Below are 14,202 nucleotides of genomic sequence, written 5' to 3' on the forward strand. Positions count from 1 at the left end.
GACGCGGCCTGGCCGTACGCGCCTCGTGCGGGCCTGTGCGTCACGGAGCGGGACGACTCCGGGTTCGTGGACTCAGTGCTTGATGAAGTCGGGGAGCCGCCAGGAGCCGTCGAAGGCCGGGCCCTCGGGTCCGTAGATGCGGAAATAGACGAACCAGCCCACACCGGGCAGCGTTCGGATCCATCGCTCCTCGACCTCCGCGGCCGAGACGCCCTCGGGCGGCTCCGGCCCGAAGTGGAGCCTCACCGGTTCGTCGGTGGCGATGCCGTCGAGCTCGAACAGCGACCGGATCGCCGCTCGGTTCTGGTCGGTCCTGATCTCGCTGCGGGTCCGGGCGTCGTAGACGGTGAGCGACCAGAACAGCTTGGCCGGGACCGGTTGGGGCACATCGAGCGTGTACCGCTCGGCGCCGTCGAGGTAGACCCCGGCGCCGTCGCGGGTGCTCAGCCAGTACAGGGACCCGGCTCCTGGGGCCCGCGCGAACATCGCCGGTGACTCGATCTGCGCCTGGTAGAACCACTTCTGGCGGGCATAGACGTCCGCGTAGTCGGCGGTATCGAAGGTGCCGTTCTCCGGCCGCAGGACCGCCCACTCCCACCGGGTGCCGGGCCAGACCTCACGATCGGGTCGTCTGTCGGCGAACGACTGCGCCGCGAGCTGGGCATGACCGGCGACCGCGGCCCGGCTCAGGATGTCCCGCATCCGCTCGTCCGGCTCGAACGCGACGTGGCGAGCGATGCCCAGCTCGGACAGATCGCCGTAGTGCGCACGGAACTCCTCGAACGGGGGCTCGTCGTGGAGCAGCTCAGCCAGGACCTCCCAGAACTTCAGGTTGTCCTCCCACGGCACCGGCGTGAAGTCCTCGTCGGCCAGCATCGTCAGATCCACCCAGTCCGGCGCCACCGGCTCCTCCCCCAGGCGATAGACCTTCACCGACTTCATCAGCTCGATGGCGCCGGCCATGTCCTTGCCGCGCGGCAGTGCGCGCAACAGCACCAGCAGCCGGTTGGTGGTGGATCGACCGGTGTAGTACCCCGCGGGGACCTCGCCGTCGTATCCCGGCGGCAGGATGACATGTCGCCCACCTTCGCCCTTGTCCGGGCCCGGGAGGCCCATGTCGATGATCCAGCGCTGGTTCAGGTCGTTCGCCGTGCTCATCAGCGGGCCGGGCGGCAGATCCAACACCATCGGTCCATCGGTCAGGTCGAGAGGCAGCCCCGAGTACGGGGTGTCCGAGTTCGGCGTGAACACGTACTGCTGCGGCGTCCCCTCCAGGAGCGCGAACACCTTGTTCGCGACGGTGCCCGCCCGCATGTTGCCCTTCCAGGTCGCCATGATGGACACGCTCGGATAGAAGAACCGGTACGCCTGGACCGCACGATTGAAGCCCGCCTCGTCATGCGCGCGCTGGGCGGTCTCCGCTGTCGGGTAGCCCCCCACGAACTCATAGCCCCGGCCATCAGAGTGTGTGCGGTCGGTCATCGCCCCTCCAGACTCGTCCTCGACTCGTGAGCTCCAGCCTGAGGAGACCTGCCGATCACCGGGTCACCTGATGCGGGTGAGCTGTCAGTCACAGACACCGGTACAGCCTGCGTCGTGGAAGCTCTGGACTCGGCGCTTGTCAGCCGTTGGGGGCAAGGCAACCACGGCGCGACTGGAGATCCGACCAGCGTGCGGGCGCTGGCCCGGCGTCAGTGCGCGGCGTCGGCGCCGATGACCGTCCAGCCCTGCGAGGCGTCGTCCAGCCGCAGCGTGAAGAGGAACGACACGGGACGGCTCGCGTGCGCGTCGCCGGCGACGACCTCCTCGGTACGCCGATCGACCTCGTAGTAGACGCCGAGCGCTGCGACCGCGACCCGGAAGGTGATCGGGTCGCGCGCGACCAGCTCGCGCACCTCGATGCCCTGGATCGTGGCGGTACGCAGAACCGTGCGGTTCGCGGTGCGGGTGGCGGTGAAGTCGAGGCTGCCGTCGTTGAGCTGCCACTCCTCCACGAAACGCGCGATCGCCACCTCGAGCACAGGCTTGTCGAAGCGGGCGTCGACCAGGCTCAGGTCGCTCGCCGCCCGGTCGGCCGCCTCGGCCCACGAGACGCTGGTGAGTGCCAGGACGTCGGCGTCGGCGACGGACGTACGGCCGGCGCTCTCCACCACCGCGTCGCGGGCCACCGACTTCTGGTTCCAGGTGTCGGTCTCGACGGCGTCGGTGAGGTGGTGGCTGCCCTCCGCGGCCTGCTCGATCGAGCCGACGATCCACTCGCCGGCGTCGTTCTTGCGCAGCGTCCAGTACTCCACCGGACGCGTCGAGCGGTCGTTGCGGCTGATGCGGTTGCCGGTGCGTCGGCTGACGAGATGGTCGTCGAGGGTCGCGGTGATCCGGAAGGTGACGGTGTCGTTGACCTCGCCGGTGCGGTTCGCCACGCTGACGAGCTCGACGTCGGGACCGCTCAGGATCTCGACGACGTTGACCTCGCCGCGGGCCGCGTACTCGCCGAGCTGCTCGCTCCACTTGCCGTAGAGGGCGGGTGCCAGGATCACGCGCAGCGTCGCCTCGTCGTGGGCGGACCAGGCTCGCTGGGCCGTCACGTAGAGGCGGGTGACCCGCTCCTTCAGCGCCGCCACGTCGAAGCTCGCGTCGTCGACGGCGAGCGCGCCGACCTGGGCCTCGACGCGGGTCGCACGTGCGCGGGCGTCCTTGTTGGAGCGGTGGGCGACCCGGTCGCTGGCGGTGTTCATCCTGCTCTTGGCCCGGCGGTTCTGCGACCAGCTCTTGTAGAGGAAGTACAGGACGACCAACACGATGATGAGGAGCAGGACGCCTCCGCCACCACCCCCGCCACCCAGGAACAGGAACCCGCCGCCGGTGCCGAAGTGGGTGCCGCCGCCGCCTCCGAAGCCGCCACCGCCGCCACCCCCGAAGCCGCCGCGGCCGCCACCGCCGCGGGCGTACGCCGCCGTCGGTGCCAGCAGCGCAGGCAGCAGGGCCAGGGCGGAGACGAGGGCGATCGGCGCGACGAGGCGTCGGGCGCGTGAGGGGCGGTCGGGTGCGGTGCGCATGGCGTGTGGGGGCCTTGTCGGAGGAGGGACGTTCACTCGCGAGACTACGCCGGGCATGGGCATGCTCCGGCAGCGCGCACTGCGCGCCGCACCGCCGACCGGCCGGTCTACGGCTCCTCCGACGCCGCGAGTGACGACGCATGGCCGGCCCGGTGTGCCCGTACGCGCCCGCGAGAGGCGCAGGCCGGCGAGGGGCACCACCGGCGCCGACCGGAGGGGTCGAGGAACACCCAGCGGCAGTCGGTCTCGGCACACTGCTTCAGATAGACGCGGTCGGGGCTGCGGAGCGTGACCAGCGCCTGGGTGCACAGCGCGGAGACGGCGGCGCCGATCGGGACCGCCTCGCCGGCGGCACCGCTCAGGCCCGGCCCGTGCGCGGCCAGCGAGACCGCCGCCTCCGCCACCGGATCGAACGGCTCGTCCGCGACGGCCGCCATCGCGAGCGAGCGCAGCGACTCCCGCACCGCGACGAGCGCCTCCCGGTCGGCGGCCGTCGGGGGCTCGGCCGGCGGGAGACCCATCAGCGTCAGCCAGGCGGCGACCGCCCGCGCGTCGGGGAGTCGCTCGACGGGATGCGCCCCGAACGACTGCCCCTGCGTCGCGAGCAGATTCAGCCACGCCGCTCCCCCGTCGGTCCGGAACTCGTCACCCATGGACACGAGTGTAACGGTTCGTGCGTTACGGTATCTGTAACGGTCGAACCGTTACGAAAGGCGGCAGCAGATGCACGACCAGTCCCCGGGTGCCCGGACGCTCGGCGAGCTCCAGGACCCCGAGACGACCGCAGCCTGGCGAGCGACGGTGGACGCCGTCGCTCCCGGATTCGACGCCTGGATCGTCGACTCCGTCTTCGGCGGCACCTATCAGCGAGGCCGGCTCGGGTTCCGGGAGCGCCAGCTCCTCAACCTCGCCGCGCTGGCCACCCTGGGTGGCGTCGAGCCGCAGCTCGAGGGCCAGATCAGGTCCAGCCGCCGCATCGGACTGAGCGAGCAGGAGATCGCCGAGGCGTTCGTGCACCTCACGCCCTACGTCGGGCTGCCACGCGTGATGGCGGCGCTGCGTCAGGTCGCCGCCACCCGGTCAGGAGACGCGGACTGATGCCGGCGATGATCCGCACGGTCCTCGCCGACGTCGATCCCCGGTCGGCAGGCATCACGAACTCGCACGACCACCTGTTCCTCACCACGACGGCGCTGCCGGGCGAGGAGCTCGACTCCCTGCCCGATGCCCACGCCGAGCTGACGGCCCTGCACGCCGCCGGCGGTCGCACACTGGTGCAGTGGACGCCCGCGGGGCTGGGCCGACGCCTGGACGACCTCCGCGACCTCAGCCGGCGTACCGGCGTCCACGTCGTCGCCGCGACAGGACGTCACCGGCGGGCGATCTACGGGCGCAGCGCCCCCATCGCCCTCGCGGGTGCGGAGGAGCTGAGCCGGCTGTTCGTCGACGACATCCGCGCCCGCCGGTGTGGCCTGATCAAGATCGGCACGGGGCCGGGCGTGCTCGACGCGTACGAGCACGACAGCCTGGTCGCCGCCGGTCACGCAGCGTCGGAGACGGGGGCGCCGGTCGCCCTGCATCTCGAGCACGGCGCCGGGGCCGAGCGAGTCGTCGGCGTGCTCGAGAGCCTCGGCGTGCGCCGAGACCAGATCGTGCTGGGACACCTGGGACGCCATCCCGACCTCTACGCGCTGCTCGACGCCGCGGCGCTGGGCGCGTGGGTGTGTCTCGACGCGCCCTCGCCGGCGTACAGGACCACCGTCGAGGGTCTGCGCCAACGGATCGAGCTGCTCGCGGACCGCGGATATGCGAGCAGGCTGCTGCTCGGATCGGACACCACGACGTCCACGGCCCGCGCCCACGGCAGGACCGGGTCAGCGATGCTCGCCGAGGCGGACTGCCCACTCGATCCCGCACTTCGCGACCTGGCCCTGCGCGACAACCCGGCCGCCGCCTGGTCGTTCTGACGACCGCCGATCGGCCGATCGGCCTGGGGCGGTGAGCCACGGTGACGTTGTCGAGATCGCGAGCACGGGACGGTGCAGCCCCGCTGACCGACCCCAGTGGCCCGGCCGCGTGCGACGATCGGCCCATGGCATCGGCAGTCGCTCTCCTGGTCGCCGCGGCGCTCGTCCTGGTGCTGACGCTGACACCGCTGGCCTTCCCGCGTTCGCGGGACGACGCCGCGGCCCGCACCGAGGCCACAGCGCGCGGCGTTCCGCTCATCTACTGGCGCCCGGGCTGCTCGTTCTGCCTCCGGCTGCGCTTGCTGCTGGGCACCGCCGGGCGACATGCCGTGTGGGTCGACATCCACCGCGACCCGGCGGCCGCTGCGCGGGTCCGCTCGGTCAACGACGGCAACGAGACGGTGCCGACGGTGTTCGTCGGCGCCGAGCACCGCACCAATCCGGCGCCGTCGTGGGTGCGCACGCAGATCGCCCACCGGAGCGTACGGTGAGCCTCGCGCTCCCCCACCCGGCGAGCGGAGGCCTCTTCGTCTCGCCCGTCCCGCCCGGCACCGGCTGGCCGGGCGATCCGGCCACCGCGACGACGCCCGTCGCACGGACCGCGGCACAGGCGCGGAACCTCGCGGCCGGCGCGCATCTCGACGAGCTCGGCGCCCGGGTCAGCGTGTGCCGGGCGTGCCCGCGGCTGGTGGAGTGGCGCGAGGAGGTGGCGGTCACGAAGCGGGCGTCCTTCGCCGGCGAGCCCTACTGGGGCCGCCCGATCCCGGGCTTCGGCTCCCCCACCCCGAGCATCCTCATCGTGGGTCTGGCGCCGGCAGCGAACGGCGCCAACCGCACCGGCCGGGTCTTCACCGGCGATCGCAGCGGCGATTGGCTGTTCGCCTCCCTGCACCGCGTCGGCCTCGCCACCCGGGGCACGAGTGTGCACGCCGCCGACGGACTCGAGCTCGTCGATGCCCGGATGGTCGCCACCGTCCGGTGCGCGCCGCCGCAGAACAAGCCCACCCCCGCCGAGCGCGACACCTGCTCGCCGTGGATCGAGGCGGAGCTCGGGCTGCTGGCCGAGCACGTCCGGGTGGTGGTCGCGCTCGGCGCGTACGGGTGGGACGCGGCCCTGCGCTCGTACGCCGCCCTCGGCCGGCAGGTCGCCCGCCCCAAGCCTCGCTTCGGGCACGGCGCGCTGGCGACCCTGGCCGGCGACGGGCACGCGGTGACGCTGCTCGGCTGCTATCACCCGAGCCAGCACAACACCGCCACCGGACGGCTGACCGCGGCAATGCTCGACGACGTGTTCGCCCGGGCCGTCGCCCTCAGCCGGACCACCGCACCCGACGGATAGACCTCACTCACCGTCGCCGGCGAGATGGGGGCGAGATGGGTGCCCACAGCGGCCGGATGGGCGTCGGCCCTCTGACGCTCGGCGCCGACGCCGAAAATCAGCGCAGGAACCTGCGCGGAATCGTGTGCAGAACGCGCGAACAGAGGGAACTCTGGTCACATGAGCACCGATGCGGGCGGGAGCAAGCCTCTCGGCAAGGCTGTCGCCTACCTCAACACCTGGCCTCCTGAGGAGGACCTGGTGGCTCTGTGCGAGCTCGCGGCACAGGTGTGCGAGGCGCCCGTCGCCGCCATCGACCTCGTCGATGACGGTCGCATCCACACGGTCGCCATCTACGGCGCCGACCCGGACGCCGAGGATGCCGGCGCCGCGCTGTGCGCGGCGACCCTCGCCGCCGGCGAGAACGTCTACCTGGAGGACGTCGGCGAGGACCCGCGCTTCGCGGCGGCGCGCGTCGATGCGCGCCTCGGCCCGGGCCACATGTACGCCGCCGCGCTCCTCCTCGATCCGTGCGGCGTCCCGGTCGGCACCCTCAGCGTCGCCGACCCGCACCCGGATCGCCGGGCCGAGCGCCGGACCAACACCGTCACCCAGCGCCGCCGGATGCTGGCGACGCTGGCGCGGCAGGTCGTCGACCTGTTCGAGCTCAGCATCCGTACCGAGGACCTGGCGCGCACCAACGCCGAGCTGGCGCGCTCACAGCAACACCTGGCGGCGTTCACCGCGCAGGTCAGCCACGACCTGAAGTCGCCGCTCACCGCGACCCTCGCCTGGGCCGATCTCACGGCCGGGTTGCCCGCCGTGGCCGGCGACGCGAACGCCTCGCAGTACCTGGGGCAGTGCATCGCCTCGAGCCGGCGGATGCTCGCGCTGATCGAGGACCTGCTCGAGTACGCCGGCATCGGCGGCACCCTGACACGACGCCCGGTGGCGATCACCGAGGTCATGCCGGCGGTCGTCCAGGACCTCGGCCCGCTGGTGGCACACGGCACGATCCGCTGGTCCGGCGTGGACGTCAACGCCGACCCGGTGCAGTTGCGCGTCGTGCTGCAGAACCTGGTCTCCAACGCGCTCACCTACACCCGCGACGGCCTGTGGCCCGAGGTCCTGGTGACCACCCGCGCCATCCCCAACGGCGTCGAGCTCGAGGTGGCCGACAACGGCTCGGGCATCCCACCCCAGTACCGCGAGCAGGTGCTGCTCCCTCTGGCCCGGCACCGCACGGACGTGCCCGGGAGCGGCCTCGGCCTGGCGACCTGCCATCGCATCCTCGCCGACCACGGCGGGACGCTGGCGATCGGCGACCGCCCCGGCGGCGGCACCGCCGTGGTCGCGACGTTCCCGCACTGACGCCCAGCCCGTACGAGGCACCCTCAGGCGGGCGGCTCCGGGCGGTTGGGCGCGGCCACCGCCTCGAAGTAGCGCAGCAGCTCGACCGGGAACGGCAGCACCAGCGTCGAGTTCTTCTCGGCGGCGACCTCCACCATGGTCTGCAGCAGGCGCAGCTGCAGCGCCGCGGGCGTGTCCTCCATGGCGCTCGCCGCCTCGGCCAGCCGGCGCGACGCCTGGAACTCGCCGTCGGCGGTGATGATCCGGGCACGCCGCTCACGCTCGGCCTCGGCCTGGCGCGACATCGAGCGCTTCATCGACTCGGGCAGCTCGACGTCCTTGATCTCGACCCGGTCGATCTCGATGCCCCACGGCACCGCCGGGCTGTCCAGCATCAGCTCGAGACCCTGGTTGAGGTGCTCGCGATTGCAGAGCAGGTCGTCGAGCTCGCTCTTGCCGATCACCGAGCGCAGCGACGTCTGGGCGACCTGCGCGATGGCGTACGCGTAGTCCTGCACCTGGACGACGGCCTTCACCGGGTCGATCACCCGGTAGTAGACGACCGCGTCCACCCGGACGGTCACGTTGTCGCGGGTGATGCCGTCCTGGGCCGGGACCGTCAGGGTCACCACCTGCATGTTGACCCGTTTCATCCGGTCCACGATCGGGATGAGACCGGTCAGCCCCGGCGGGCGCGTCTCCGGCAGCACCCGGCCCAGCCGGAACACCACCCCGCGCTCGACCTGGTTGACCACCCTGGCGCTGAGCGACGCCGACACGATCCCGAGCACGACCAGCGCCAGCACGATGAACAGCAGGACGCCCATGGCGCCTCCCTACTCCGAAGGGGATCCTTCGAGCCTACGCCGCCGTTCGATGTGGACCGGCGCTCCGGAATGTTCGCGCCGTGCGGCCGGTTCACCGAACATGACTGAGACCCTCGGAGACCAGAGCGGCACGTTCACCATCGGCGATCTGACCATCAACCGGCTGGGCTACGGCTCGATGCAGCTGACCGGCCCCGGGGTGTGGGGTCCGCCCCGCGACCCCGACGAGGCCGTACGGGTCCTGCGCCGGGCCGTCGAGCTCGGCGTGAACTTCATCGACACCGCCGACTCCTACGGCCCGGTCGTCGCCGAGCAGCTGATCGCGAAGGCACTGCACCCCTACGCCGATGACGTGGTCATCGCCACCAAGGCCGGGCTCACCCGCCAGGGCCCCGGCGTCTGGACGCCGGTGGGCCGCCCCGCCTACCTGCGCCAGCAGGCCGAGCTGAGCCTGCGTAACCTCGGCCTCGAGCAGATCGGGCTCTTCCAGCTCCACCGCATCGACCCAGAGGTGCCGCTGGAGGACCAGGTCGGCGAGCTCAAGAGCCTCCAGGACGAGGGCAAGATCCGCCACATCGGCCTCTCCGAGGTCAGCGTCGAGCAGGTCGAGGCCGCGTCGAAGGTCGCGACCATCGCGACCGTGCAGAACCTCTACAACCTGGCCGACCGATCCGCCGAGAGCCTGCTGACCTGGTCGGAGGAGAACGGCGTCGGCTTCATCCCGTGGTTCCCGCTCGCCACCGGTGAGCTCGCCAAGCCGGGCAGCCCGCTGAGCAAGATCGCCGCCTCCAAGGGCGCCAGCCCCTCGCAGCTCGCGCTGGCCTGGCTGCTCAAGCGCTCGCCGGTGATGCTGCCGATCCCCGGCACGTCCAGCGTCGCGCACCTCGAGGACAACATGGCAGCGGCCGCGCTCGACCTGACCGACGAGGAGTACACCGCCCTCGAGAGCGCGGTCTGAGGCCCCCGGGACGGCGCTGCCCACCCCAGCGCCGTCCCGCCCCACCGGGGTGGGTGCAAGATGTGGCTGGTGAACGACGCGCAGCAGCAGGTGGAGGCCAGCGGTGACGAGGAGTCTCTGACTCCGCACCCCGCCGTCCCCGGCACCGGCACGGCCCTGGTCACGCTCGGAGCGCTCGGGGTGGTCTTCGGCGACATCGGCACCAGCCCGCTCTACTCGCTCAAGACGCTGTTCTCGATCGACGACCACGCCATCAAGCCGACACCGGGCGACGTCTACGGCGTGATCAGCATGGTGGTCTGGTCGGTCACCCTGGTCGTGTCGTTCAAGTACATCGGCATCGTGATGCGCGCCGACAACGGCGGCGAGGGTGGCGTGATGGCGTTGGCCGGCATCGCCCGTCGCACGATCGGCACCACCGGTCGCCGGGCCAGCGCCGTCATCGTGCTGGCGATCATCGGCGCGAGCCTCTTCTTCGGCGACTCGGTGATCACCCCGGCCATCTCGGTACTCTCCGCGGTCGAGGGCGTGAGTGTCGCCGAGCCGGGCCTGACGCACCTCGTGCTCCCGATCTCCGCGACGGTCCTCGTCGTGCTGTTCGCCACGCAGCGCTTCGGCACGCACCGGGTGGGCGCGCTCTTCGGTCCGGCGATGCTGGCCTGGTTCCTGGTGCTCGCGCTGGCCGGACTGCGCGTGGTCGTACCGCACCCCGGCATCCTGCGGGCGCTCTCGCCGACCTATGCGCTCGCCTTCGTCGCCGAGCATCCGGGCATCACGTTCATCGCGATGGGCGCCGTGGTGCTGTGCATCACGGGTGCCGAGGCGCTGTACGCCGACATGGGCCACTTCGGCCACCGGCCCATCGCGCTGGGGTGGTTCGCCGTCGTGTTCCCCGCCCTGGTGCTGACCTACATGGGCCAGGGAGAGCTCATCCTGCAGGACCCGTCGGCGATCTCGAACCCCTTCTTCCTGCTGGTGCCGGACTGGGCGCAGGTGCCGATGGTCGTGCTGGCCACCGTCGCGACGGTGATCGCCTCGCAGGCCGTCATCTCAGGCGCCTTCTCGGTCGCCCGCCAGGCCACCCAGCTCGGACTGCTGCCGTCGCTGACCGTTCGCCAGACCTCCGAGGGCTCGGCCGGGCAGGTCTACCTGCCGGTCATCAACGGCGTGCTCTTCGTCGGGGTCCTCGCCCTCACGCTCACCTTCCGCAGCTCGGACCGTCTCGCCAGCGCGTACGGCGTCTCGGTGACCGGCGCCCTCCTCATCGACACGATCCTGATGCTCGTCGTCGCGCGCCTCACCTGGGCCTGGGGCCCCGGTCGCCTGGTCGCGTTCGCGGTCGTCTTCGGCGGCATCGAGGCCAGCTTCCTGATCGGCAACCTCAACAAGATCCCGCACGGCGGCTGGCTGCCGCTGCTCGTCGCGATCGTGATGTTCACCCTGATGAGCACGTGGTTCCGCGGTCGCCAGATCGTCACCGACAACCGGATCGATGCGGAGGGTCGGCTGTCCGACTTCGTGCGAGACCTGCACGACCATCCGGTCCACCGGGTGCCCGGCATGGCGGTCTTCCCGCATCCCAGCAAGGAGACGACACCGCTGGCCCTGCGGGCCAACGTCGAGCACATCGGGGTCCTGCACGAACGGGTCGTGGTGTTCAGCGCGCAGCCGCAGACGGTGCCGCACGTGCCGGCGTCCGAGGCGCTCACGTTCGACGACCTCGGCTTCAGCAACGACCACATCATGCACGTGACGATGCGCTACGGCTTCTTCGACCGCCCCGACATCCCGGCGGCGCTGCGCGCGCACCTGCACGACTCGGGATGGGAGTTCGATCCGGACCTTGCCGACGTGACGTACTTCCTCTCCCAGGCCACCCTCACCCGCCAGGCCCACGGCTCACTCCCCCGCTGGCGCAAGAAGCTCTTCGTGATGATGGCGCGCAACGCCGCCAACCCGGCCGAGTACTTCAACCTCCCCCGCGAGCGGGTGGTCGTGATGGGCTCGCAGATCGGCGTCTGAGGACCGTACGCGCGCGGTCAGCCGGCCTCGAGCACGCGGGCCAGGAACTGCCTCGTCCGCTCCTCGCGCGGCTCGCGCAGCACCTCGGGACCGCCGCGCTCGGCGATCACCCCGCCGTCGAGGAAGAGCACCTGGTCGGCCACGTCGCGGGCGAAGCGCACCTCGTGGGTGACGATGATGAGCGTCCGGCCCTGCGCCGCGAGGTCGCGGATCACCGCGAGCACCTCGCCGACCAGCTCGGGGTCGAGCGCGGAGGTCGGCTCGTCCAGCAGCAGCACCTCCGGTCGGAGAGCGAGCGCGCGGGCGATGCCGACGCGCTGCTGCTGGCCGCCGGAGAGCTGGCCGGGATAGGCGTCCTCACGACCGGCGAGGCCGACCTGCTCGAGCAGCGCCCGGGCCTCGGCCACCGCCTCCTCGCGCGGGCGGCGCTGGACCTGGATCGGCCCCTCGATCAGGTTGCCGAGCACCGTCATGTGCGGGAACAGGTGATGCGCCTGGAAGACCATGGCGCTGCGGGCCCGCAGTGCCGCGATCTCGCGCCTGCGCTCCCCCTTGCTCCCCGGGACCGCGGAGAAGTCGATGCTCGCGTCGCCGATCCGGACGAGCCCACGATCGGGCGTCTCGAGCACGTTCAGCGAGCGCAGCACGGTCGTCTTGCCCGAGCCGGACGGGCCGAGCAGGACCGTGGCCGTACCGGCCTCGACGCTCAGGTCGACGCCGCGCAGCACCGGGCGATCGCCGAAGGACTTCTCCAGCCCGCTCACCTCGACAAGACTCGTCATGCCGCGTACCTCCCGAGTCGCCTCTCCAGTGGCCCCTGCCCGAGTGAGATGAGGTAGCACAGCACCCAGTAGTAAAGCGCCGCCAGGCAGTACAGCGCCATCGTCCGGCTGCTCACCGCGGCCGCCACCTGTGCCTCACGCAGCACCTCCGTCACCAGCACCACCGAGGCCAGCGAGGTGTCCTTGACCAGCGAGAGCAGGGTGTTGGCCAGCGGCGGCACCGCGATCCGAGCCGCCTGCGGCAGCACGATCCGCCGCATGCTCTGCCAGTAGTCCAACCCGATCGTGGTCGCGGCCTCGAACTGCCCGCGCGGCACCGCGAGGATGGAGGCGCGGATGACCTCGGCGGCGTACCCGCCGACATTGAGGCTCAGCGCCAGGCAGGCGGCCAGGAAGCTGGGCAGCCTCACTCCCACCTCGGGCAGTCCGTAGAAGACGATGAACAGCTGCACCAGCAGCGGCGTGCCCCGGATGATCGAGATGTAGACCCGGGCGGGCACCTGCAGCAGGCGGTTCGAGGACATCCGGGCGAGCGCCACGGCCAAGGCGATGACCAGACCGCACAGGAAGCTGACGACAGTCAGCGGGATGGTGCCCTTGAGCATGCCGCGCAGCATCGGCCAGGCGGTGTCCCGGACGACCCGCCAGGTGCTGCGGCCGGTGTCGGACGGCTTGACTTTCACGTTGCCGGAGTTGGGCACGGTCACGTCGGACTTGAAGTACTTCTGCGAGATCCTGGCCAGCGTGCCGTCCGCGCGCAGCGCGGCCAGTGCCTGATCGGCCTGATCACGCAGGGCAGCGCCGGACCTGCGGAAGACGAAGGCCTGCTTGCTGACCTCGTTGCCGGCGTTCCCGGCGATCTTGATCTTCGTCGAGCCGGTGCTCGCCAGGTAGTCGAGGACCGCGATGTTGTCGTTCACGGTGGCATCGACCCGTCCCTGGGCGAGCAGCGCGGCCGCCTGGTCCAGTCCGTCGACGTACTGGATCTTGGCGCCGGCGTCCTTGGCGACCTGCGTCCAGTTGCTCGTCTCCGACTGGGCGGCCGTGCGCCCCTTGAGGTCGGCGAGCGTGGTGATGCCGTCGTTGTCCGCCGCCGTGACGATGACCCCGTGGGAGTAGGTGTACGGCGTGGTGAAGAGGTAGTGCGCCTGCCGGTCCGGATTGATCGTGATCTGGTCGGCGAGGAGGTCGACCCGACCCGCATCGAGGGCAGGGAACAGCGAGTCGAAGGGGCCCTTGGTGAACTGCAGGTCCCAGCCCGCCTTCGCGGCCACCGCCCGGATGACGTCGATGTCGAACCCGGTCAGGTCGCCGGACTTGGGATCGACGAAGGAGAACGGTGGGTACGTCCCCTCTGTGCCGACCCGCACCACCGGCCGGGAGTCCTCGGCCGCCGAGGCTGCCGGCGCGATCGCAGGCAGTGCGAGCATCGCGCCGAGAAGCAGCACGAGCAGGATCAGCGTGCGTCTCACGACTGCACGGTACCCAGCAGCGTGCTGGAGACCAGGAACCGGTCCACCTCGATGCGGAGCGCGACCCGGTGGGGGTTCACCCGCGGGACCCGGTATCGGCCGGCGTAGCACTCCTCGGCACGCCGTACGGTCTGCGGCGAGGCATCGACGACGGCCCGGCCCTCCAGGGTCGACCACCGACGGCCGTCGATCTGGCAGGCCGACACCGCGAGACCGGTGTCGCCCGCCGCCGCGATCCGGCGGGCCTTGGCGGACCCGCCATCGGTGATCACCCACGCGCAGCGCTCGTCGTGGTCGAGCACCACCCCGACGGGCACGGTGTGCGGCGAGCCGTCAGGTCGCGCCGTGCTCAGCGCGCACAGGTGCCGCTCCGCCCAGAACACGCGCAGCTGCTCGGGAAAGGCATCCCAACCGGGAGTCCAGTGCGTCATGCCGCGATCCTGCCCTATC

The 14,202-nt window shown here is 71.4% G+C and carries 14 protein-coding genes; 7 read left to right on the plus strand and 7 right to left on the minus strand.

What is annotated here, in order from left to right; all coding sequences use genetic code 11:
- Positions 1-72: 72 nt before the first annotated feature.
- The 3 genes from ACZ5L9_RS19495 to ACZ5L9_RS19505 all read right to left on the minus strand — a co-directional run bounded on the left by ACZ5L9_RS19495 (position 73) and on the right by ACZ5L9_RS19505 (position 3,709).
- Positions 73-1,482: a DUF1254 domain-containing protein gene (locus tag ACZ5L9_RS19495; protein WP_464531315.1), complete on the minus strand. Its 1,410-nt coding sequence runs from the start codon at positions 1,480-1,482 to the stop codon at positions 73-75.
- Positions 1,483-1,691: 209 nt separating this feature from the next.
- Positions 1,692-3,056, minus strand: a complete 1,365-nt coding sequence (locus ACZ5L9_RS19500; protein WP_464531318.1) for a TIM44-like domain-containing protein — start codon at positions 3,054-3,056, stop codon at positions 1,692-1,694.
- Positions 3,057-3,163: 107 nt separating this feature from the next.
- Positions 3,164-3,709, minus strand: coding sequence for a CGNR zinc finger domain-containing protein (locus ACZ5L9_RS19505; protein WP_464531323.1), 546 nt, complete (start codon positions 3,707-3,709; stop codon positions 3,164-3,166).
- Between the two features lie 70 nt (positions 3,710-3,779).
- On the opposite strand from ACZ5L9_RS19505, the gene ACZ5L9_RS19510 reads away from it, so the two are divergent.
- From ACZ5L9_RS19510 to ACZ5L9_RS19530, 5 genes are all read left to right on the plus strand, one after another.
- Positions 3,780-4,154 (plus strand): carboxymuconolactone decarboxylase family protein, encoded by a 375-nt coding sequence (locus ACZ5L9_RS19510; protein WP_464531327.1) that lies wholly within the window; start codon positions 3,780-3,782, stop codon positions 4,152-4,154.
- Positions 4,154-5,023: a phosphotriesterase family protein gene (locus ACZ5L9_RS19515; protein ID WP_464531332.1), complete on the plus strand. Its 870-nt coding sequence runs from the start codon at positions 4,154-4,156 to the stop codon at positions 5,021-5,023. Before ACZ5L9_RS19510 ends, ACZ5L9_RS19515 begins: the two co-directional genes overlap by 1 nt.
- A gap of 125 nt (positions 5,024-5,148) precedes the next feature.
- Positions 5,149-5,514, plus strand: a complete 366-nt coding sequence (locus ACZ5L9_RS19520; RefSeq protein WP_464531336.1) for a glutaredoxin domain-containing protein — start codon at positions 5,149-5,151, stop codon at positions 5,512-5,514.
- A complete protein-coding gene (locus ACZ5L9_RS19525) occupies positions 5,511-6,362 on the plus strand; it encodes a uracil-DNA glycosylase (protein ID WP_464531341.1) in 852 nt (283 codons plus the stop codon). The genes ACZ5L9_RS19520 and ACZ5L9_RS19525 overlap by 4 nt, the downstream gene beginning before the upstream one ends.
- 159 nt (positions 6,363-6,521) lie before the next feature.
- The gene (locus tag ACZ5L9_RS19530; protein ID WP_464531345.1) at positions 6,522-7,712 is read left to right on the plus strand and encodes a sensor histidine kinase; all 1,191 of its coding nucleotides are present in this window, start codon (positions 6,522-6,524) and stop codon (positions 7,710-7,712) included.
- Between the two features lie 23 nt (positions 7,713-7,735).
- Here ACZ5L9_RS19530 and ACZ5L9_RS19535 read toward each other — a convergent pair whose 3' ends face one another.
- Entirely contained in the window at positions 7,736-8,518 is a 783-nt protein-coding gene (locus ACZ5L9_RS19535; RefSeq protein ID WP_464531350.1) for a slipin family protein, read from the minus strand.
- A gap of 100 nt (positions 8,519-8,618) precedes the next feature.
- On the opposite strand from ACZ5L9_RS19535, the gene ACZ5L9_RS19540 reads away from it, so the two are divergent.
- Both ACZ5L9_RS19540 and ACZ5L9_RS19545 read left to right on the plus strand, forming a co-directional pair.
- On the plus strand, positions 8,619-9,476 hold the full coding sequence (locus ACZ5L9_RS19540; RefSeq protein WP_464531354.1) for an aldo/keto reductase: 858 nt from the start codon (positions 8,619-8,621) through the stop codon (positions 9,474-9,476).
- A gap of 69 nt (positions 9,477-9,545) precedes the next feature.
- Positions 9,546-11,498 (plus strand): potassium transporter Kup, encoded by a 1,953-nt coding sequence (locus tag ACZ5L9_RS19545; RefSeq protein WP_464531358.1) that lies wholly within the window; start codon positions 9,546-9,548, stop codon positions 11,496-11,498.
- Between the two features lie 17 nt (positions 11,499-11,515).
- Here ACZ5L9_RS19545 and ACZ5L9_RS19550 read toward each other — a convergent pair whose 3' ends face one another.
- Genes ACZ5L9_RS19550 through ACZ5L9_RS19560 form a run of 3 tightly spaced genes read right to left on the minus strand, consistent with a single transcriptional unit; the run spans position 11,516 to position 14,183 of the window.
- A complete protein-coding gene (locus ACZ5L9_RS19550; RefSeq protein ID WP_464531363.1) occupies positions 11,516-12,280 on the minus strand; it encodes an amino acid ABC transporter ATP-binding protein in 765 nt (254 codons plus the stop codon).
- Positions 12,277-13,752, minus strand: a complete 1,476-nt coding sequence (locus ACZ5L9_RS19555) for an ABC transporter substrate-binding protein/permease (protein WP_464531368.1) — start codon at positions 13,750-13,752, stop codon at positions 12,277-12,279. Before ACZ5L9_RS19555 ends, ACZ5L9_RS19550 begins: the two co-directional genes overlap by 4 nt.
- Complete coding sequence (locus ACZ5L9_RS19560; RefSeq protein WP_464531373.1) at positions 13,749-14,183, minus strand: pyridoxamine 5'-phosphate oxidase family protein; 435 nt, start codon at positions 14,181-14,183, stop codon at positions 13,749-13,751. The genes ACZ5L9_RS19555 and ACZ5L9_RS19560 overlap by 4 nt, the downstream gene beginning before the upstream one ends.
- Positions 14,184-14,202 lie beyond the last annotated feature (19 nt).

Source organism: Nocardioides sp. JCM 18998, from assembly GCF_055391535.1.